This is a genomic window from Rhodococcus sp. O3 (assembly GCF_048897285.1).
Taxonomy (GTDB): Bacteria; Actinomycetota; Actinomycetes; order Mycobacteriales; family Mycobacteriaceae; genus Rhodococcus.
The window spans coordinates 13,349-33,910 of sequence record NZ_JBMBTE010000057.1; the positions used below are offsets into that span (position 1 = coordinate 13,349).

General features: G+C 68.1%; 18 protein-coding genes. 10 read left to right on the forward strand and 8 right to left on the reverse strand.

Going from position 1 to position 20,562, the window contains the following annotated elements; genetic code table 11:
* Positions 1 to 100 precede the first annotated feature (100 nt).
* Positions 101 to 1,318, forward strand: coding sequence for a dephospho-CoA kinase (coaE, locus tag ACN675_RS16805; RefSeq protein WP_420751918.1), 1,218 nt, complete (start codon positions 101 to 103; stop codon positions 1,316 to 1,318).
* 22 nt (positions 1,319 to 1,340) lie between these two features.
* On the opposite strand, the gene ACN675_RS16810 is transcribed toward coaE, so the two are convergent.
* Positions 1,341 to 1,853 carry a DUF402 domain-containing protein gene (locus ACN675_RS16810; protein ID WP_420751919.1) on the reverse strand — a complete coding sequence of 171 codons (513 nt, stop codon included), beginning with the start codon at positions 1,851 to 1,853 and terminating at the stop codon, positions 1,341 to 1,343.
* A gap of 82 nt (positions 1,854 to 1,935) precedes the next feature.
* Between ACN675_RS16810 and uvrB the strand changes: the two genes are divergently transcribed.
* The 3 genes from uvrB (at position 1,936) to ACN675_RS16825 (ending at position 5,589) form a co-directional block, all read left to right on the forward strand.
* The gene (uvrB, locus tag ACN675_RS16815; protein WP_420751920.1) at positions 1,936 to 4,089 is read left to right on the forward strand and encodes an excinuclease ABC subunit UvrB; all 2,154 of its coding nucleotides are present in this window, start codon (positions 1,936 to 1,938) and stop codon (positions 4,087 to 4,089) included.
* 11 nt (positions 4,090 to 4,100) lie between these two features.
* Entirely contained in the window at positions 4,101 to 4,973 is an 873-nt protein-coding gene (locus ACN675_RS16820) for an SCO6745 family protein (protein ID WP_420751921.1), read from the forward strand.
* Positions 4,974 to 5,136: 163 nt separating this feature from the next.
* Positions 5,137 to 5,589: a universal stress protein gene (locus ACN675_RS16825; protein WP_197255598.1), complete on the forward strand. Its 453-nt coding sequence runs from the start codon at positions 5,137 to 5,139 to the stop codon at positions 5,587 to 5,589.
* A gap of 58 nt (positions 5,590 to 5,647) precedes the next feature.
* On the opposite strand, the gene ACN675_RS16830 is transcribed toward ACN675_RS16825, so the two are convergent.
* On the reverse strand, positions 5,648 to 5,926 hold the full coding sequence (locus ACN675_RS16830; protein WP_420751922.1) for a DUF732 domain-containing protein: 279 nt from the start codon (positions 5,924 to 5,926) through the stop codon (positions 5,648 to 5,650).
* Between ACN675_RS16830 and ACN675_RS16835 the strand changes: the two genes are divergently transcribed.
* Positions 5,916 to 6,170, forward strand: coding sequence for a hypothetical protein (locus ACN675_RS16835; RefSeq protein ID WP_420751923.1), 255 nt, complete (start codon positions 5,916 to 5,918; stop codon positions 6,168 to 6,170). The genes ACN675_RS16830 and ACN675_RS16835 overlap by 11 nt on opposite strands.
* A gap of 43 nt (positions 6,171 to 6,213) precedes the next feature.
* Here the strand turns inward: ACN675_RS16835 and ACN675_RS16840 are convergent, their stop codons facing one another.
* Positions 6,214 to 8,553 (reverse strand): HelD family protein, encoded by a 2,340-nt coding sequence (locus ACN675_RS16840; RefSeq protein WP_420751924.1) that lies wholly within the window; start codon positions 8,551 to 8,553, stop codon positions 6,214 to 6,216.
* A gap of 103 nt (positions 8,554 to 8,656) precedes the next feature.
* Positions 8,657 to 9,655, reverse strand: coding sequence for a DoxX family membrane protein (locus tag ACN675_RS16845; RefSeq protein ID WP_420751925.1), 999 nt, complete (start codon positions 9,653 to 9,655; stop codon positions 8,657 to 8,659).
* A 123-nt stretch (positions 9,656 to 9,778) separates the two neighbouring features.
* Between ACN675_RS16845 and ACN675_RS16850 the strand changes: the two genes are divergently transcribed.
* On the forward strand, positions 9,779 to 10,228 hold the full coding sequence (locus ACN675_RS16850) for a DUF5709 domain-containing protein (protein WP_420751926.1): 450 nt from the start codon (positions 9,779 to 9,781) through the stop codon (positions 10,226 to 10,228).
* 156 nt (positions 10,229 to 10,384) lie between these two features.
* On the opposite strand, the gene ACN675_RS16855 is transcribed toward ACN675_RS16850, so the two are convergent.
* Positions 10,385 to 11,668, reverse strand: a complete 1,284-nt coding sequence (locus ACN675_RS16855; protein WP_420751927.1) for a competence/damage-inducible protein A — start codon at positions 11,666 to 11,668, stop codon at positions 10,385 to 10,387.
* A gap of 196 nt (positions 11,669 to 11,864) precedes the next feature.
* Between ACN675_RS16855 and ACN675_RS16860 the strand changes: the two genes are divergently transcribed.
* The 3 genes from ACN675_RS16860 to ACN675_RS16870 all read left to right on the forward strand — a co-directional run bounded on the left by ACN675_RS16860 (position 11,865) and on the right by ACN675_RS16870 (position 15,639).
* Positions 11,865 to 12,410, forward strand: coding sequence for a CsbD family protein (locus ACN675_RS16860; RefSeq protein ID WP_420751928.1), 546 nt, complete (start codon positions 11,865 to 11,867; stop codon positions 12,408 to 12,410).
* 79 nt (positions 12,411 to 12,489) lie between these two features.
* Positions 12,490 to 13,152, forward strand: coding sequence for an IF2 family translation initiation factor (locus tag ACN675_RS16865; protein WP_420751929.1), 663 nt, complete (start codon positions 12,490 to 12,492; stop codon positions 13,150 to 13,152).
* Between the two features lie 996 nt (positions 13,153 to 14,148).
* A complete protein-coding gene (locus ACN675_RS16870; protein WP_420751930.1) occupies positions 14,149 to 15,639 on the forward strand; it encodes an MAC/perforin domain-containing protein in 1,491 nt (496 codons plus the stop codon).
* Positions 15,640 to 16,012: 373 nt separating this feature from the next.
* Here the strand turns inward: ACN675_RS16870 and ACN675_RS16875 are convergent, their stop codons facing one another.
* Complete coding sequence (locus ACN675_RS16875; protein ID WP_420751931.1) at positions 16,013 to 16,672, reverse strand: GAP family protein; 660 nt, start codon at positions 16,670 to 16,672, stop codon at positions 16,013 to 16,015.
* A gap of 137 nt (positions 16,673 to 16,809) precedes the next feature.
* Here ACN675_RS16875 and hpxO point away from each other — a divergent pair, with 137 nt between their 5' ends.
* Positions 16,810 to 17,967 (forward strand): FAD-dependent urate hydroxylase HpxO, encoded by a 1,158-nt coding sequence (gene hpxO / locus ACN675_RS16880; protein ID WP_420751932.1) that lies wholly within the window; start codon positions 16,810 to 16,812, stop codon positions 17,965 to 17,967.
* A gap of 40 nt (positions 17,968 to 18,007) precedes the next feature.
* Here the strand turns inward: hpxO and ACN675_RS16885 are convergent, their stop codons facing one another.
* Together ACN675_RS16885 and ACN675_RS16890 are read right to left on the reverse strand one after the other, a co-directional pair.
* Positions 18,008 to 18,886: a sulfurtransferase gene (locus tag ACN675_RS16885; RefSeq protein WP_420751933.1), complete on the reverse strand. Its 879-nt coding sequence runs from the start codon at positions 18,884 to 18,886 to the stop codon at positions 18,008 to 18,010.
* Positions 18,887 to 19,010: 124 nt separating this feature from the next.
* Positions 19,011 to 20,435: an FAD-binding oxidoreductase gene (locus tag ACN675_RS16890; protein WP_420751934.1), complete on the reverse strand. Its 1,425-nt coding sequence runs from the start codon at positions 20,433 to 20,435 to the stop codon at positions 19,011 to 19,013.
* Positions 20,436 to 20,562 lie beyond the last annotated feature (127 nt).

Sequence of the window (20,562 nt, forward strand, 5' to 3'; positions counted from 1 at the left end):
GGGGCCGAGCACGTCGGCGGTGATCGCATTTCGGCGGTGATGCCGTCCCGTTCGGCCGGTCGAATTTCCGGGACCACCACGATGATGCAAGACTGTCGGCGTGCTGAGATTGGGCTTGACCGGTGGAATCGGTGCCGGCAAATCGACCGTGTCGAAGGAACTCGTCGCGCTGGGGGCGGTGCTCGTCGACGCCGACGCCATCGCCCGGGAGATCGTCGCACCCGGTACCGACGGGCTCGCCGAACTCGTCGACGCCTTCGGTGAGGACATCCTCCTGCCCGACGGATCGCTCGACCGTCCGGCCCTGGCGGCCAAGGCCTTCGCCAGCGACGAGGCGCGCGCGGTCCTCAACGCCATCACCCACCCGCGGGTGGGGCAGCGCACTGCCGAACTCGTCGCCGCGGCTCCCGCGGACGGGATTGTGGTGCAAGATATTCCGCTGCTGGTCGAGGGCGACATGGCGGCGATGTTCAACCTCGTCGTCATCGTGCACACCGACGAGGACGAGCGGATCCGCCGGCTCGTCGAACTGCGCGGCATGCCGGAGGCGGACGCCCGGGCCCGCATCGCGGCGCAGGCCAGTGACGACGAGCGCCGTGCCGTCGCGGACGTGTGGCTCGACAACAACGGCGACCCGGCGACGCTGATCAAGGCCGTCCGGTCGCTGTGGACCGAACGGCTGGTCCCGTTCGAGCGGAATCTGCGCACCCGCACCCCGGTGCGGGTCGGCCCGGACCTGACCGCGGCCCGCGAGGACTGGCCGCAGCAGGCCCAGCGCCTGATCGCGCGCCTGGCCGTCGTCGCCTCGGGTACCGCCGTGCGCATCGACCACATCGGCTCGACCGCGGTCCCCGGCCTGGACGCGGTCGACGTCCTCGACCTGCAGATCACCGTGCCCGACCTCGCCGCCGCGGACCGCTTGGCCGAACCGCTCGCCGCGGCCGGGTTCCCGCGCATCGCCCAGGTCGAAGAGGAAGACCCGAAGCCGGCCTACGGTGCCGGTGGGGAGACCGATCCCGCGGTGTGGACGATGCGCCTGCACGGCGGTGCCGACCCCGGCCGGCCCGTGCACGTCCACGTGCGGGTCGACGGGTGGCCCGGCCAGCAGTTCGCGCTGCTGCTGCGGGACTGGCTGCGCGCCGACCCGGAGGTCGCCGCCGAGTACGCGGACGTCAAGCATGCCGCCGCACGGGCCGCTGCCGGGCAGTCCGATCCGGTCGCGGCGGAAGCTGCGTACGACGAGGCGAAGGCGCCCTGGTTCGACCGCGCCTACCACCGGGCGTGGGAGTGGGCCGAGGCCACCGGCTGGACCGCGTAGCACCCGGGGCGGGCCGGCGGACTCACCGCCAGGTGAGCGGCATCCCGCGCGAGGCCAGCCAGGCATCGAGGTCGTAGCCGTGCGCGGCGATGCCGTCCACCGCGGCGAGCGCGATGTGCACGGCGCGTTCGGCGTCCTCCGGCTCGAGCAGGCCCGCCGCGACCCCGGCGAACAACTCGTCGACGTCCTCGACGGTGGTGCCCCGGCCCGTCCGCACCACCAGGTCCAGATAGTGGTCGCGGGAATGCCACACCGATCCCTCGGCCCAGAAATTGCCCACGTCGATGTACCGGTCCTGGTCGCGTTCGAACCCGGGACGGAAGTGGAAGATCGACACGCGCAGCCCCGGCTCGGGCAGCAGCCACGATTCGAGATAGCCGAACTCCGGATGATCCGCCGGCCGCGCCATGTACAGGCCCCACGGTTCGACCCGGTACTCGTCGACCGGACGCACGAAACCCTTCGGGTCGGTGTTGGTGCGGGCGTCGACATCGAACGTCTCGGTCTTCACGTGGTGCAGCTTCGCGGCGGACATGGGGAGAACGCTACCGCCCGAACTTCGGATGTCCGGGCATCGAAACCCGCCGCTGTCGGTGGCACCGCCTACCCTGGTCTGCATGGCGTTCGCAAGTGAGCATCCGGTCGTCGCGCACTCCGAGTTCCGGCCCGTCGGCGAGATCGAACGGACCGCGGCCCGATTCGAGGTGGTCAGCGACCACCAGCCCGCAGGCGACCAGCCGGCCGCCATCGACGAACTCGAGCGGCGCCTCGAGGCGGGGGAGAGGGACGTGGTCCTGCTCGGCGCCACCGGCACCGGCAAATCGGCGACCACCGCGTGGCTGATCGAACGGGTCCAGCGGCCCACCCTGGTGATGGCCCCGAACAAGACCCTCGCCGCGCAGCTCGCCAACGAACTGCGGGAAATGTTGCCGCACAACGCCGTCGAGTACTTCGTGTCGTACTACGACTACTACCAGCCCGAGGCGTACATCGCGCAGACCGACACCTACATCGAGAAGGACTCGTCGATCAACGACGATGTCGAACGGCTGCGGCACTCCGCGACCTCGGCGCTGCTGTCCCGCCGGGACGTCGTGGTGGTCGCGTCGGTGTCCTGCATCTACGGTCTCGGTACCCCGCAGTCCTATCTGGACCGCTCGATCCAGCTCGAGGTCGGCGTCGAGGTGCCGCGCGACGCGCTGCTGCGGCTGCTCGTCGACGTGCAGTACGACCGCAACGACCTCGCCTTCACCCGCGGCTCGTTCCGCGTCAAGGGCGACACCGTCGACATCATCCCCGCCTACGAGGAACTCGCCGTGCGCATCGAGTTCTTCGGCGACGAGATCGACGCCCTCTACTACCTGCATCCGCTCACCGGGGATGTCATCCGCAAGGTCGACTCCCTGCGGATCTTCCCGGCCACCCACTACGTGGCCGGTCCCGAACGGATGGAACGCGCGGTGCGCGACATCGAAACCGAACTCGAGGAGCGCCTCGCCGATCTCGAGAACCGCGGCAAACTGCTCGAGGCGCAGCGGCTGCGGATGCGCACCCAGTACGACATCGAGATGATCCGGCAGGTCGGCTTCTGCTCGGGCATCGAGAACTACTCGCGGCACATCGACGGCCGCGCCGCCGGCTCCGCGCCCGCGACCCTCCTCGACTACTTCCCCGAGGACTTCCTGCTCGTCATCGACGAATCGCACGTCACCGTGCCGCAGATCGGTGCGATGTACGAGGGCGACATGTCGCGCAAACGCAACCTCGTCGAATTCGGGTTCCGGTTGCCGTCCGCCGTCGACAACCGGCCCCTGACCTGGGAAGAGTTCACCCAGCGCGTCGGCCAGACCGTCTATCTGTCCGCGACCCCGGGACCCTACGAGCTGGGGCAGGCCGGCGGCGAGTTCGTCGAGCAGGTCATCCGGCCCACGGGCCTGGTCGATCCGAAGGTGGTCGTCAAACCGACCAAGGGGCAGATCGACGACCTGGTCCACGAGATCCGGGAACGCGCCGACCGCGACGAACGCGTCCTCGTCACCACCCTGACGAAGAAGATGGCCGAGGACCTCACCGACTACCTGCTCGAGCTCGGCATCCGGGTCCGATACCTGCACTCGGACATCGACACACTGCGCCGCGTCGAACTGCTCCGCCAGCTACGCCTCGGCGAATACGACGTCCTCATCGGCATCAACCTGCTGCGCGAGGGTCTCGACCTGCCCGAGGTGTCGCTGGTGGCGATCCTCGACGCCGACAAGGAAGGCTTCCTGCGCAGCACCACCAGCCTCATCCAGACGATCGGCCGCGCCGCCCGCAACGTCTCCGGCGAGGTCCACATGTATGCCGACAAGGTCACCGACTCGATGGCGCGGGCCATCGAGGAGACCGAACGGCGCCGCGAGAAGCAGATCGCCTACAACACCGAACACGGCATCGATCCGCAGCCGCTGCGCAAGAAGATCGCCGACATCCTCGACCAGGTGTACGAGGAGGCCGACGACTCCGTCGAGGTCGCGGGATCGGGCCGCAACGCCTCCCGAGGCCGGCGCGCCCAGGGCGAGGCCGGCCGCGCGGTCAGCTCCGGCGTGTACGAGGGCGAGAACGTGAAGGCCATGCCGCGCGCCGAACTCGCGGACCTGGTGCAGCAGCTCACCGACCAGATGATGCAGGCCGCCCGCGACCTGCAGTTCGAACTCGCCGCCCGGCTGCGCGACGAGATCGCGGATCTGAAGAAGGAACTGCGCGGGATGGACGCGGCCGGGCTCCAGTAGCGTTACCGCTCATGGATTCCCACGCCGCCGGCCGCGCCGCCCGCTCCCTCGAACTGCTGCACTCGTTCGTCTACTTCGCACCCGAGGTCGACGAGGCGCTCGGCGCGGTCGGACTCGCGTCCGGACGCGTCCGCTACTTCGCGTCCCGGTCCGCGGCGCTCGGCGCGGTCGGCGCCGGGGTCGTCACCGCCGTCTTCTACAACTTCAGTCCCCGGCTGGTGGCGTCCGTGATCCCGGCGGCCTGGCAGGACGCCGCCCCGCAGGACATCGTGGCCGCCCGGGTCGCGGGTGTCGATGCCGCGCTGCGCCGGCTGCTCGGCGCCGACACGATCGCCTCGCCGGAGATGGCGGAGGCCGCGGAACTCGCCGCAACCGCGGCCCGGGCGATCCCGGGACCGGACGGGCGGCCGCTGTACGCCGCGCACGCGGACCTGCCGTGGCCCGACGCTCCGCATCTGGTGCTGTGGCACGCCCTCACCCTGCTGCGCGAGTACCGCGGCGACGGCCACGTGGCGGCCCTGCAGACCGCGGGGCTGAACGGACTCGAGGCGCTGATCACCCACACCGCCAGCGGGATCGGGTTCAGCGAGGAGTTCGCGCGCCGCCGGCGCGGCTGGACCGAGGACGAATGGGCGGGTGCCGTATCCGAACTGCGCGAGCGGGGACTGCTCGACCGGCGCGGTGAGCTGACCGGGGACGGCTTCGAGGTCCGCGAGCTCGTCGAAGACCTGACCGACGACCTCGCGGCGGCACCGTGGGCGGCGCTCGGCGAATCGGATGTCGAGCGGCTCCTCGACCTGGCGCTGCCGTGGCGCGACACGATCACCGACTCGGGGCTCTTCCCCGCCACGCTGTTCGGTCCACGTTACGGTGACGCACGGTAACATCAACCGCTGTGAGTGGTTCCCGGCGGAGACCGCGGCAGGTGTGGCATCTGCCCCAAACACACCATCCGTACCGGTCGGCCGGTTACTGTCGACGCAGTCGGGGGACTCGCATCAAGATCACCTCGACCGGAACCGATTACCCGTATCGATGGAGGATTGAATGAGCGCCTACCGGACCATTGTCGTCGGAACCGACGGATCCGAGTCGTCGTACCGGGCCGTGGAGAAGGCAGCCGCTCTCGCCGGGGACTCCGAAGCCCGCCTCGTCATCGCGTGCGCCTACTACCCGGCCGATCCCAAGGACACCGCCCACGCCGCCGACGTGCTCGGCGCCGACGCGTACCAGGTCACCGGATCCGCGCCGAGCAACGAGATCCTGCGCACCGCACGCGAGAAGGCCATCGTCGCCGGCGCCAAGAACGTCGTCGAACGCGCCGTCGTCGGAGCGCCCGTCGAGTCGCTGCTCGCCCTCGTCGAGGAACTCGAAGCCGACCTGATCGTCATCGGCAACCGCGGCCTGAACACCATCACCGGCCGTCTCCTCGGCTCCGTTCCCTCGGATGTCGCCCGCAAGTCGACTTCCGACGTCCTGATCGTCCACACCGTCCGCTGACCTGCGCTCCCGCCCGCTCCGGATCGTCCGGGGCGGGCGGTGGCACGCGTGCGGGTGGTCAGCAGTAGCTACCCACCGTGGTCTCCACGAACCGTCGTGCCGCGTCGTCACCCGACAACGCCGTTCCGGAGACCGAAGCCGCATACGTCGCGATCGGCCGGACGGTGTCGAGGATCTGCTCCTCGGGGACACCCGCCGCCACCTGATCGCACAACCCCCGCGCGATCGCCAGCACCGTCCCGTCCGTGAGCCCGGATGCCAGACCAGCCTCGTCCAGCGCCTCCTTCAGGCGCTCACCCCGTTCGTCGAGCACCGGCGGGGCGGTCGTGACCGACACGGACGACGAGGCGGCAACCGGTACCGACGATTCCGCGGCGCTGTCCGACGCGGTCGCCGACGAACACGCCACCGCACTCGCGGAAGCGGCGGCCACCAGCAGCATCGGGGCGATCAGCAGCACCCGGGCACGGCGGGACGCGCCGCGTCGCGGCCCGTACCACCTCGCGTTGCCAACCACCGCGCCTCCTAACGCATCCCCCGCCGGTCCGCTCGCAACCTACCGTGCCGGGGTCGCGAAATGATCTCGAAACCTCGGCAGCGGATCCTGCGCGCGGCGCGCGGCGATCAGCATTCGGCAGGCTCGTGCATTCCGTCCAGCACCTCCGGCAGCGCCGACGTGTGCAGCACGCCCAATCGCTGCGTCGCACGGGTCAGCGCGACGTAGAGGTCGTTGAGTCCGCGCGGCGACTCGTCGAGGATGTCGCCGGGTTCGACGAGCAGCACCTCGTCGAACTCGAGGCCCTTGACGTCCCGGACCGTCGCCACCCGCACCGACGGACCCTCGAGATGCGCCCACTCGGTCGCCAGCCGATGCGGCACGATCACCGCGGTCAGACCCGGGCCGTCCTGCGCGGCGAGCGTCTGCTGCACCGCCTCCGCAAGATCCTCGGCGTCGACGTGCCGGACCCACGGCGCGAAACCCGACTCGCGCACCGACCGCGGGGGCACCTGCTCGGGGTCGATCGCAGCGAGAACCGAGTGCGCGACCTGCATGATCTCCGCCGGGGTCCGGTAGTTGACGGTCAGCTCCGCCTTCCGCCACCGATTCGCCACATACGGTTCGAGGATCCGCTGCCACGACGAACTGCCCGCCGGATCACCGGTCTGCGCGGTATCGCCGACCACGGTCATCCACCGATTCGGGATGCGCCGCATCAACATTCGCCACGCCATCGCCGACAGTTCCTGGGCCTCGTCGACGATCACGTGACCGTAGGTCCAGGTGCGGTCCCCGGCGGCGCGCTCGGCGGTGGTCTCGTGCCGGCGCAGATCCTGCCGCTCGGCGAGCTGGGTGGCGTCGATCAGGTCGTAGGCCATCAGCAGCTCGGGATCGAGCTCGTCCTCGAGATCCTGCGGTGCCGATCCGGTGAGAATGTCCAGCGCGCCCTGGGCGTCGGCGATCTGCCGCCGCCACCGCCGCGCGGCCCGTTCCCGGTCCGCGGCATCGTCGACCCCGAGCAACTCGGCCAGTTCGTCGAGCAGCGGCGCGTCGGCGGCACTGAACCGGCCGCCCGACCGCGGCCGGTGCAGCAGCTCGATCTGTTGCTCGGTCAACGCCGGCGCCGCCGACGCGAGCCGCTCCCGGGACGCGAGCAGATCCGTGAGGACCTGCTGCGGGGTGAGCTGCGGCCACAGCGCGTCGATCGCCGCGAGGATGTCCGGATCGGCGCGCATCTCCGACCGGATGTCGGCGATGTCGTCGCGGCTGAGCAGATTCCCGCCGTCGACGAGATTCGTGCCGATCAGCTCCGCGAGCTGGTCGGCGAGCGCCTCGATCACCGCCGAGACGAAGATCGGACGGGCGAGGTTGTGCGGTCGCCGCGACGACCGGGCCCGGCCCCGCGCGCGGGTGACGGTCTTGCGGTCCAGCGTGATGCGGTACGAGTCGAACATCAGCGGCACCGGTTTCGCCGGCACCTCCTGGCGGTCCCGCACCGCCTTCTTGAGCACGTCGACCATGTCGAGCGAACCCTTGATCTCCCCGGTGGCCAGGTCGTCCTCGAGCTCGGCACGCACACCCGGATACAGGTCGCCGATCGTGGACAGCAGCACGCCCGTTTCGCCGAGCGACGGCAGCACCTGGCCGATGTAGTCGAGGAACGTCGAGTTCGGGCCGATGATGAGCACGCCCGCCTTCGCGAGCTGCTTACGGTACGTGTACAGCAGGTACGCCGCACGGTGCAGGGCGACCGCGGTCTTGCCGGTCCCGGGACCGCCCTGTACGACGAGGACGCTCTTGTGCTCGGACCGGATGATGGCGTCCTGCTCGGACTGGATCGTGGCGACGATGTCGTGCATCTGACCGGTACGGGCCGCGTTCAGCGCCGCGAGCAGCGCCGATTCGCCCGCGACCCCGCCCGCCGGAGTGGTCGTACCGTGCGCTTGCGCGACCTCGAGATCGAGGTACTCGTCGTTCAGCGCCGTCACGGTGCGCCCGCGGCTGCGGATGTGACGGCGGCGGATCACACCTTCCGGTGCCGCCGGGGTCGCGAGATAGAACGGCCGCGCCAACGGTGCCCGCCAGTCCAGCAGCAGCGGCTCGAAGTCGTTGGCCTCGTCGAGGATTCCGAGACGGCCGATGTACCGGACCTCGGTGTCGTCGAGCCCGTCGGAATTGCCCCCGTCGACCTCACCCGGATGGGACCCGTCGATGCCGTTGCGCACGTCGATGCGGCCGAAGCACAACCCGTGCTCGGCGGCGTCGTACTTGGCGAGGTCCTCGGTGTACATCTGCGTGAACGACTCGCGCTCGCTGCGCGCCTGCGGCGTGCCGCCGGTCTCGAGCAGCACCCGACCGAGCCGGGTCTGTGCGTATTCCCGCAACGAATCGAGATGCCCGTACAGCATCGACAGGTATGCCTGCTCACGCTCGTGATCAGGGTGCGACAGGCCGTCGGACGGCAAAGGATCTCCTCGGGTCGTGATGTGTCGGCGCGTCGTGCGGGCGTCGACAGAATTGCCCGAGAAGTCTAGTGCCGTCCGCGGCGCTGCGCAGAATCAGCCGGGATCAGCCGGCCAGGTGGCGCCGTCGTTCGCGCGCCTCTTCGGCCAGCGCACGGGCTTCCCGGGCCCTGAGGAGCGCCTGCTCCTCGGCGATGTGCGCCCATTCGGTTCCGTGTTCGCGCGCCGTCTCCCACCACCGGAGGCCGCGGCCGCGCGCCGTGTCGGCGAGTTCGGGCCCGCGCTCGCGGGCGAGTTCGGCCAACTCGGCGCTGCGTTCGCGGGCGAGTTCGGCGAGTTCGGCACCGCGTTCCCGGGCGACCTCTGCGAGTTCGGGTCCGCGCTCGCGGGCGACCTCGAGCAGTTCCGCACCGCGTTCCCGGGCGACCTCGGCGAGACCGGAACCGCGTTCCCGCGCGGATTCCGCGATGACCGGGGCGCGGTCCTTCGCGACTTCGAGAAGATGACTTCCCTGGCCGCGAGCGGATTCCGCGAGTTCGGCGGCATCGCCCGTCAGCGCACGGACACGTTCGCCGACCGCGTGCAAACCGTCCCCGAGCGCGTCCTTGTTGTCGGCGTTGTGGCTCGGCAACACCGCGACGACCTTCTCCTGCGCGTGCCGGGCCGCTCGTCGACCCCGCCACCCCAGCGACGGCTTGCCCTCGGTGTCGGCGGCGGCGATGAGCAGGCCACCGAGCAGGCTGACGTTCTTGATGAACTGCGTGCGTTGCATCGCCCGCTTCTGGGGATCGTCGACGTTCCAGAAGTCGTGTCCCGCCACCGTGGTGGGTACCAGCGTGCCGGCCAGAACCAGCGACGCGACCCGGGGCGCCTTGCCGACGGCGAGCAGCACACCGGCCCCGACCTGCACGGCACCGTTGATCCGCACGAGCACTTCCGGATTGTCCGGGATGCGCTCGGTGACCGAGTTCGGCAGCATCGCCAAGGTCTGTTCGAGGCCGGGCTGTGCCGCATCTGCCTTCCCGGACGGACTACGCAGAGCGTCGACACCCCCGGCGATGAAGATCGATGCGAGCATCGGGCGGGCGATTCGGCGAAGGATCATGCTTCCTCCCGTGGTGGGTTGCGTCTCAATCCTGACGTGTACCCAGGGATCGTGGGGCGTATCCCTGGCTATTCGGTACCGATCCGTATGCAGGAGGCCGGTCGTGGGGGCATCGTTGGACACATGAACATCGACGACGCACGCGACGACGGGTACGGCGGTGAGTACAGCGTCGACGAGGACAACCAGCTTCAACCCGCGGACACGCTCGACGACCGCGGTGTCGCCGACATGCTCGACGAGGGCTATTCACCGCCCGAGCGACCGCTGGCGATGAACGCGACGGGGACGACCGGCGACGAGGTGCGCTACGGCGATAGCCTCGCGCACCGGATCGCGGCCGAAGAACCGGACCCCGCGTTCGACAGCTCCGAACCGGACGTCGACGCGGTGATACCGGGGCAGCGCTACATGGGTGAGGTCGGTGACCGACGCGCCGGCCGACTGGTCGCCCACGACGACGGGCTCGGCGGCGACGAAGAATCCGAGCTGTGGGCCGGGGACGCCGGAATCGACGGGGGAGCGGCGTCGGCGGAGGAAGCCGCGGTTCACGTCATCGAAGAAGAGGAGTGATTCCGCAACCAGCCGGACTCCACCGGTTGGTTGGGGTCGCTGCTCCGTGAGTCTCTTGCGGACATCGGCGCCGAGTACCAGGGACGGACGGTGGGGCAAGCCGGTGCGCCGGCTGCTGCCGCCTCGGCCGCAGTGATGGGTGGCGCGGGTTCGGTTTCAACCTCGTTTCAGTTGTGCGACAACGAGATGCAGTGCGGCCGTGGTGGTGAGGGTTCGGACCCGTTCGCGGTCCCCGGGGAAGCGGCGGGTGACGGTGTAGGTAGGTCGTCCGTCGATCGAGACGCCGAAGCAGACCGTGCCTACCGGCTTGGTGTCGGTGCCACCGGTGGGGCCGGCGATCCCGGTGGTGGAAACCGCGACGTCGGCTTCGAGACGGCGTCGGACGCCCTCGGCCATCGCTGCGGCGACCTGTTCGCTGACCGCACCGTGCGCGGCGATCATCTCGGCCGGTACGTCGATCAGCTCGGACTTGGCGTCGTTGGAGTACGAGACGACGCCGCCCATGACGTAGTCCGACGACCCGGGGCGGGAGGTGAGACGCGCAGCGACGAGTCCGCCGGTGCACGATTCCGCAGTGGCGATCGACCTGCCGTCGAGGACGTCGATCAGCTGGTCGTCGATGGTGGAGCCGTCGGTCGAAAAGATCTGGCGTCCATGGTGTTCGGTGAGAACCTCGAGAAGGCGGCGATAGATGTCCTCGTCGCCGGAGGCGAATCGGGTCACCATGTCGAGTTCACCCTGTCGAAGACATGTGGTGATCTCGAGCCGGTCGAGGTCGGCGATCTCCGCTTCGGCCCGGCGCAGTGTCTCGGCGAGTTGTGCCTCGTGCAATCCGTAGGCGCGCACGGTTTCCTGATGCAGGTCGTCGGCTCGGGTCAGCACGTCGGCGACCGCAGGTGCGGTGACCGCGCTCGGCCACATCGCCTGCAGCTCTCCGGGCGGCCCGGGCAGGATGACGATGGTCGGGATCGGCCGGTCACCGTTTACCGAGGGGATGACCACGCCCGGCGCTGTACCGGTCGGCGGCAGGGCGGTGGCACCGACCGGAACCTGCGCCTGCTTGCGGATCCCGATCCGCGTCGGCCCGGCGTCGAGGTCCGGGGTATCCGGGCGGAAGCGGCGGATGACACCCGCGATGTGTTCTTCGAGCTCGGGGTCGAGCAGCAACTCACGATTGCAGAACTCGGCGACGGTAGCGACGGTGAGGTCGTCGGCGGTGGGGCCGAGCCCACCGCTGGTGACGATGAGGTCGACGCCCTGATCGGCGAGGAAGCGCAGTTGTGCGGTCAGGTCCGCGGGCCGGTCGCCGCAGATCGTGATGTGGGCGACGTCGACGCCGAGTGTCAGGAGCTGATTGGACAGCCACGGTCCGTTCTGGTCGGCGATCCTCCCTGTCAGCACCTCGGTTCCGGTCACGACTATTCCTGCACGCACGCTCACGGCGCCGAGCCTAGTCGGCAGCGTCCCCGATCAGCGTCTCCCGGGACACAACCGGCGGGCAGTCCGCTCACAGTCGTCGACCTTGTCGGCGCGCATATCCATCCTCTCGAGCCTCTCGAGGATTGAATCCCACCACGCCGGGCTACACCTTCCCGTGGGGCCGTCCCCTTCGTGTCCCCTACGGAAGGAGATGACCGTGGCCGAAGACAGCGCATCCGACAAGGCACGCCTGGGGTTGAAGCAGACCGTGGTCGGCAAGGCGAAGGAGGTCGCCGGAGCTCTGACCGGCAACGATTCCCTCACCACCGAAGGCCGCCTGGAGCAGGAGGAAGCCCGGCAGGCGAGGAAGGCCGACACCCTTTCCCATATGGCAGAAGCCGAGAGCGAGGAGGCGGTCGAACAACTCGATGCCGTGCACGAAGCCGGACAGCAGGAACGCGAGGCCGTGCAGCGCCGGACCGAGGCCGCCGAGTCGCAGGCCGAGCGAGAGGCGCGCGTTCGAAAGCAGGCCGCCGAACTCGAATACCAGGAGAACGTGGTCCGGGAGCAGTCCGACGCAGCCCGCCAGGCCACGGCTGCCGAAAAACAGGCACGCCGCGAGGAGAATGCCCAGGTCACGGATGCCGCTGCGGAGGTCGCAGCCGCCGACGAGAACCACCGTCGCGTCTTCCACGACGCCGAACGCGCGCGTCTGGAGGCCGAAGAAGAACGCCGCAAGGCCGAATCCCTCGATCGTCGCTGACCGACGATCCGGATCGCTGACGAACACCACCGACCTTTCCTACCGGAGCTGTACCCCCATCGAAGTTGGAGTTGTGCCGATGAACCTCACCACCGTGCCCAAGAGCGTCCTGCGACTGCAGTACATGATCGCCCGGTTCCCCCTCGGGTTGATCGAACAGCAGTTGCGGTTCTTCCTGCCCACCGACGCCCCGCCGCGCCTGATGTACGAGCGGGGACTGGGCATGCTGGACGGCATCGTCGGCAGCGTGCTCGACGACCAGGAGATCGCCATGCGCGGGGCGCTCGCCACCGAACGCGCCGACGCGGTGAAGCGCGCGGAGGAACTCGATGCCCAGGCCGCGGCCGAGAAGCGTGCTGCGGACGCCGAGCTCCGTCGGACGCGTGAGCGGGCCGTCGCTGAGCAGGAAGCCGCACGGCGCGCTCGCGAGGAGGAAGTCCAGCAGGCGCGGGAGCGTGCGCAGGAACGCGCGAAGCAGGCGGAAAAGGAAGCCGAGCAGAAGAGGGCCGCCGAGATCGCGAAGGCCGATCAGGAGGCCGCCGCGAAGCGTCGGGCCGCCGAGACGGCGAAGAAGAAGGAACAGGAGCGCATCCGCAAGGCCGAGGAGGAGGCCGCCGAGCCCGTCAAGGTCTCCCTCAAGGATGCGGTCGCCAAGCAGCTCGAGGCGAAGGAGGCGGAGGAGCGCGCACACGATGCGGGCGAGGTTGCCGAGTACGAGAAGATCGAGCACAAGAATCCCTGAGCGCTTCGGCTGAGCCCTGAGCGCGAAGTGCCTCGGTGAACCCAGCGCACAGACGACGAGACCCCGGTGCATCCAGTGCACCGGGGTCTCGTCCGTCGGAAGCAGTTGCTACTTCACAACCTTGACCCTGCCGATGTCGTGGCTGCTTTTCCGGAGTTGGAAGTCCACGAAACTACCGAACAAAACACCTAGGCCGGTTCAAGCTGGATTCATGTGAAAGACGTGAGGTTAGGTGTCGAGTTCAATGGTGAAGTACTGGCACGACGAGTCACGGGGCCCGCGAATCAAAGTCAGACGCGATCGTAAGAAGGCGATCTGCGAACCCTGGAATTCCATCGTAATCATGTGGAAGAACGACTGGAAGACGCATCAGGATGGCGGGAGGAATAGTCAAATTCTGTGGATGGGGCATTGTCAGGCAGACTCGGACAGCGGGCTGTCGGTCGATGGTTCCGGGGCAATGGCGACGGGTCGTTCGAGGAGCTCGCCCTTGGGGAACAACGCGCTGGCCCGCACCACGAGGTCGGGTCGGGACTGACCGTCACCGGTACTGGGTCGCCTCGATCGACTGTGGGCTATCGCCGTGCCTGCGGCTCGCGGGCTCGGGACTTTGTCACCCTGTCTCGCAAACACACTGTCGCGGAGGTCGATTCGATCAGTTTCGTCGTATGCAGATGCATCCAGTGCTCGGTTGGATACCGGAAGTACTCGAGTAGCACGTCTGCGTCGTCGACGACTTCACGACCGCCGTCGGATGCTTCGTCGCGTAGTCCTCTCCAGCGGGTCGGATCGACGGAGCGAGATCATGTTCTCTGGCTCGTGCTCGGACACGGTAAGGCTTCTGTACACGGCGACCGTGGTAGCACGGAATGGATCGGCCGTGCCAGCACGGATTTGTCGGATCGCGTCACCCCATATTGTCGGAAGTGTCCACCGACAGACACGATATCGGCACACGATATCGCCAAAAAATGGGAACGAGGCTTAGGGAAAATTATGCCCGAGAACAGTAACACCAGAATTGCATTTCGCTCAAAGCCGATCAGCCCGGCAGCTCGGCAGGCCATCTACATTCGAGATCTGACGAAATTCGCTGAGACGGCTCCGCTCAAGCCGCCGCATCCGCTGATCCCAGGCATCGAATTCATTGGCTGCGGCTACGACGTGTTCGGCGAGTATGCGAGTCCGAACGCGGTGGTCGGCGACATCTTCAACTTCACCAAAGCCAAGTCGTTCACGCCATACGCCTACAAGCCCGGAGCGAAACCGTGGAGTGTCCCGGCTCCGGTGGTCGTCAAGCCGATCGGCGTGTCGTCCCATAGAACTCGCTCGGGCACTTCGATTCTCGAGTACAGCGAGGAGTGGAAAACCGATACGGGCGTCGGGGGTGGGTTCCTTTTCTTCGGTGGTGAGGCGGAGGCGACATTCGCCAGCCGCAAGCGTTACGAGGTCGAGAACTACTTCACGTCGGTCCAGTTCAATCAGCCGCTCTATAGCTTGCGGCTCGACGTGACGGTGGCGGAGGCGCGCGAACTGCTCCTGCCGGCCTTCAAGGAGGATCTCGAATCCGGCAGCCCGGATAGGTTGTTCGCCACCTACGGTACCCATGTGCTCACCGGCATCGTCATGGGCGGCGCTCTGAGTCAGAGCACGGTAACGGATCAGCAGCAGTACAATTCCTCGGTCGCGATCGACGTGGCGGCCAAGGCGTCGTTCGACATTGCGGTGGTCAGGGGCTCGGCCAGCATCTCGAGCGAGATGAAGTCCGCCGTCTCCGAATTCCGAAAGCACTCGTACGTCGATTACCAGGCCGTCGGGGGAGATCCGACCCTGCGCGCCGGAGCTTCGGACAGCAAAGCCAAGTTCGACGAGTGGGTTGCCTCCATTCCGGGTGATCCGGCGCCGATCGATTTCATCCCTTTTGCGGCGTGGCCGTCGCTCGTTCCCGTATGGGAGCTCGCCACGAGCGCCGCGCGCAGGAGGAAGCTCAAGGAGGCCTACAAGGGCTATGCGCAGGCGATGAGTGCAAAGGTCGATCTTCTCGGCCCGGTGGTTGGCAAGCTTCAGGTCATCACGGGTGGTTCGCGCGGGATCGCTCCACCCGCGGGCTTCGAGAAGATTCCCGTCGATCTCAATCGCGGCGCAGGTGGAGACTTCATTTTCCTGTGCATGCAGAAGTTGACCCGCGCGAGACTGAGCCAGGCCGGCATCAACCCGATCACCGGCTTGAAGGTGGTCTACGGCAAGAACACACCGGCGCCTGCCGGGTACGAGAAGATCGATGTCGACCTCAACAAGGGCGCCGGCGGTGAGTTCGTCTACCTGAGCTACAAACGGGGCGAACCCGAGAAAGCGGTTCGCGACATCAGAATCATCCACGGCAACAACGCCTCGATCGAGCCGCCGATTCCCTACACCAAGTTGCCGCAGGATCTGAACAAGGGCTCTGGCGGTGATTGGATCTTCGCCTGTTACGCGAGGGTCTGAAGGGAGCTCCGTCGGGCGGTCCACCGCGCTTGCGCCGCAGCGCGTCCTGGCCTTCAGTGCCACGCACCCTATTTCGGTCATGACACCGTGGGGCGAGGGCGTGGAGTTGGTTGTGGGTGGGCCACCCGGCTGCCTGGACGGGAACAACCGGTTCGTCACATGTCACCAGCGGCGTCGCCGAACCTACCGACCATCAACGGCGGCACGTGAACCACGGGGTAATACGGTTGCACCACACCTTGATGCTGTTACCCATCGCGTTTGCGACCGGGTCGGTGCCGAATCCGGACCGAACCGTCGTCGACATGGACGTCATCTGCGACACCGACGCGGTCGCGAAGCCATTCGACGACCGACCAGGATTCGCCCGCGGTCACAGACCACCGAGCCCCTTCCCGATCACCGCAGCACCCATGATCACCAGCACGATCGCCATCACCTGGTGATTGTTCGCCCGGAGCCACTGTGAGAGGGTGTCGAGCGGTCCGCGCAGGCGCTGCGCGGCAACCGCGTACCCGAGGACGGGGATGAGCACGCTCGACGCCGCGATCACCGTGAAGACCACCAGCGCGCCAACGGCTTCGCCGGTGCCGAGCCCGCCGGTGCCGATCACCAGCCCGGCGGAGGCGCACAGCAGCAGGTTCTTCGGATTGATTGCCGAGAGTGCGACGCCGAGTCCGGCCGCTTTCGGGAAGTTCAGCCGGTCGAGGGCCTGCATCCATTTCGGGACCGACGCGTCGCCGCGGGCGCGCCATTGACTGCCGGCCAGCACCACCAGCAGTACGCCGAGGGCAACCTTGATCCACGAGACGGAGCCGCTCGACCCGCCCGAATCCGAGGTGTCGAGACCCCCGGACAGCAGCGCGACAATGCCCGTGGCCGCGAAGATTCCCACGACCCAGCCCAGTCCGAATCCGCTGCCCGTGCTGCCGGCGTTCTTCGACAGCAGCATCAGGATGGCGGCGACGATGGGGATCGGCGAGATCGCGACCCCGACCGCCAGCGGGAGAAACTCGCCGATGACCGTTCCCATGGGTGGACGTTATCGCACGGTGCCGTGCGCGTCGTGCCAATTGAGCAGGGGCGTAACACGTTCGTGAAACGCGCGTCGAAACGGTGTTACAGCAGCGCCCTACGGTGATTCGGAAGTCGACGTGAGGAGCAGTGCGAGTGAAGGCCATCATCATCGGCGCCGGAATGGGCGGACTCAGTGCGGGAATCGCGTTGCGGCGCATCGGCTGGGACGTCGAGGTGTACGAGCAGGTGGTCGAGAACAAGCCGGTGGGCGCGGCGATCTCGTTGTGGTCCAATGGCGTCAAGTGCCTGAACTATCTGGGTCTCGAGAAGCAGATCGCCGCTCTCGGCGGGCAGATGGAGACCATGGCCTACCGGGACGGGTTCACGGGCGAGACGATGACCGAGTTCAGTCTCCGGCCGGTCGTCGAACAGACCGGTCAGCGGCCGTATCCGGTGTCGCGCGCCGAACTCCAGTCGATGCTGATGAACGAATTCGGCCTCGAGCACATCCACCTGGGGAAGCGGATGGTGGACATCGCCGACGACGGGGATGCCGTGACCGCGACCTTCGCGGACGGCAGCACCGCCACCGGTGACATCCTCATCGGCGCGGACGGGGCGAAGTCCCGGACCCGGGACTATGTGCTCGACGAACCCGTGGAGCGGCGTTACGCGGGATACGTCAACTTCAACGGGCTCGTCGACATCGACGAGACGATCGCGCCGGCGACCCAGTGGACGACCTACGTCGGGGACGGCAAGCGCGTGTCCGTCATGCCGATCGCCGGCAACCGTTTCTACTTTTTCTTCGACGTCCCGCTGCCGGCCGGGCTCGACTACGACCGGTCGCAGGCGAAAGATGTTCTGTCCGAGCACTTCTCCGGCTGGGCGCCGCAGGTGCACAAGCTCATCGGCATGCTCGATCCGCTCGCGGTCAACCGCGTCGAGATCTTCGACATCGACCCGTTCGACACGTGGGTGAAGGGCCGCGTCGCGCTGCTCGGCGATGCCGGGCACAACACCACACCCGATATCGGCCAGGGTGGCTGCTCGGCGATGGAGGACGCCGTCGTGCTGGCCATCGCGCTGCAGACCAACACGCTCGGCGTCGAGGACGCGCTGATCCGGTACCGGAACCGCAGGACCGCCCGCGCGGGTGACCTGGTGCTGCGTGCACGGAAGCGCTGCGACGTGACCCACGCGAAGGATCCCGAGGTGACGCAGGCCTGGTACGACGAACTGCGCACCGAGGACGGCACCGGCATCATCCGGGGCATCGTGTCGAACATCGTCGGCAACCCGCTCGGCTGAGGGGGGAGTGGCCCCGCTCCGATGGTGGTCGCCCGGTGAGCTACCTGGGATCGGCGCCGACCGTCAGCGGCAGCGAATCGTCGGCGGTCCACGCGGTCAACGATCCGTCGTACACGGCGACATCGTCGCGTCCGACCAGTGCCAACGCGTGCGCGACCCCGGTCGCGGCGATGCCACCACCGCAGTAGGTCACCGGGGTGACGCCCGGATCGAGCAGGCCGGCGTCCTCGAACAGCGCCCGCAACTCGGCGACCGGCCGGAGTAGGCCCGTCTCCGGGTCCCGGATCTGCGCGACCGGCAGGTTGATGCTGCCGGGAATGTGCCCGGAGCGGGCGTAGGTGCTGGCGTCGCCGCGGTAGGTGGCGGGATCGAGGACGTTGACGAGGACGGTCTTGTCGTCGTCGATCGCGTCCCGCACCTGCTGCGTGGACCGGATCAGGTCGTCGCGGCGCCGGGCGGTGAAGGTCGCGGCGGTCGGCGAGACGGGGGCGTCGGTGACCGGGGCGCCCGCGGCCTTCCAGGCGGGCAGGCCGCCGTCGAGCACGGCGACGTCGTCGAATCCCTCGAGACGTAGGTGCCACCAGAATCGGGTCGCCCAGTATCCGTCGTGCTGGTCGTACACGACAACCCGGACGCCGTCGCCGATGCCGAGCGCGCCGGCGGCCGACGCGAACCGCTCCGAAGCGGGCGCGGTCCACGCCTCGGCGGAATCGGGATCGGCGAAATCGGTGAGCAGATCCGCGAACACGGCACCGGGAATGTGCGCGGAATCGTAGGTGGCACGCCCCGGTTCCACCGAATACGGCCCGTCCTTGGGCAGCGTCAGATGGGTGCTCGAGTCCACGACGGCGAGCGTCGGATCGTCGAGGTGATCGCGAAGCCACTCGACCGAGACGATGTCCGGGAACTGCTGACCCATGGTTGACCTCCGGGATACGGGAACGGGTGGCGGCGAGCCTATCGGCCCGCCGCCGGCCCCGGCGAGGTCAACGCTCACGGTGAGTAAATCCCTCGACGGTCACGTCCATCCGAGCTTCCGGTGTTCACGTCGCGGCAGCACCCGGATTCGCGGTGGGCCGCACGTTCTGGTTGATGTGGAACACGTTGTCCGGGTCGTAGCGGCCCTTGACGGCGGCGAGCCGGTCGTAGTTGCCGCGATACGACGCCCGTACCCGGTCCTGGCCTTCCTCCATCAGGAAGTTGACGTAGGCGCCGCCCGCCGACGTCGGGTGCAGGGCCTCCCAGTAGTCGCGGGCCCACTGCGAGATGAGTTCCGCATTGGCCGGATCGGGATCCACACCGACGATGACCCCGGCCCAGCCGCCGTCCCGGTAGGAGAAGGGGGTGGCGTTCTCGGGAACGCGCGCGGCGGCGCCGTCGATCGGGTAGAGGTGCATGGTGGAATGCCCCGTGGGCAGCGACGCACCGAATCGGCAGTGGACGTCGATCGCGGCATCGGAGATCTCGTTGAAGAAGTCTGCTCGCCAATACCATTGCAGCCCTGCGGGATACAGTCCGTCGAACGCGCTCTGCAGTGCGGTGAACGGCAGGGGCTGCAGCCCCACCAGCATCGGCGACCCGAACGCCCTGATCGGTTCGAGCACTTCGTCGGCCCGGTCGTGTGGGCCCGTGTAGCACCAGACGATCGCGCAGGCCCCGCGTCCCCACAGTTCCTCGGGGAACGGCGCTGCGGGCGGCACCGTGATCAGGCCGATCCAGCCGCTCAACTCCTCCGGCAGCGACGGCAGCAACTCGCGGTACCAGCGCATCACCTCGGCGGTGTCGGCGATGTCGTAGAGCACCGGCCCACCGATGATCGTGCCGTGCTCGCCGATGTCGTGGCAGCGGAAGGTGAACGAGGTGACGACCCCGAAGTTCCCGCCCCCACCGCGCAGAGCCCAGAACAGGTCGCTGTGCGAGTCCTCGCTCGCCTTCACGAAGGTCCCGTCGGCGAGCACGACATCGGCCGCGAGCAGGTTGTCCACCGTGAGACCGAACCGGCGGGTCAGATAGCCGATGCCGCCGCCGAGTGTCAGACCGGCCACCCCGGTGGACGCCAGGAAGCCGGACGGAGTCGCCATCCCGAAACCGACCGTCGCGTGGTCGACATCGCCCCAGACGCATCCGGCATCCGCCCGGACGGTGTGCTGCTCCGGATCGACGGTGGTACTGCGCATCGTCGACAGGTCCACGACCAGCGCGTCGTCCCACACGCCGAGCCCGGCCGCGTTGTGTCCGCCGCCCCGGACCGCGAGCTCGATGCCCCGTTCCCGGGCGAATCGGACGCAGGCGATGACGTCGACGGTGTCGCGGCAGCGTGCGATCGCGGCCGGCCGTTTGTCGATCATCGCGTTGTAGACGGCGCGGGCCCGGTCGTAGCCCGGGTCCGTCGGGGTGATCAGTTCGCCGCGCAGCGCCGACGCCAGATCCTCGAACGAGATGCCGGTGGGGGTGGGTGTCGTGGTCATCGCGAACTCCTCTCGCATGTCTCATGCCGGTTCCGACGTTAGGAACGCGGCGTTCGCACAGCGTTCGCCCGATTTCGACGGTCAGTGCGAGGGCGGAACGCCGAGGCGGACGAGGTCGCGTTCGCAG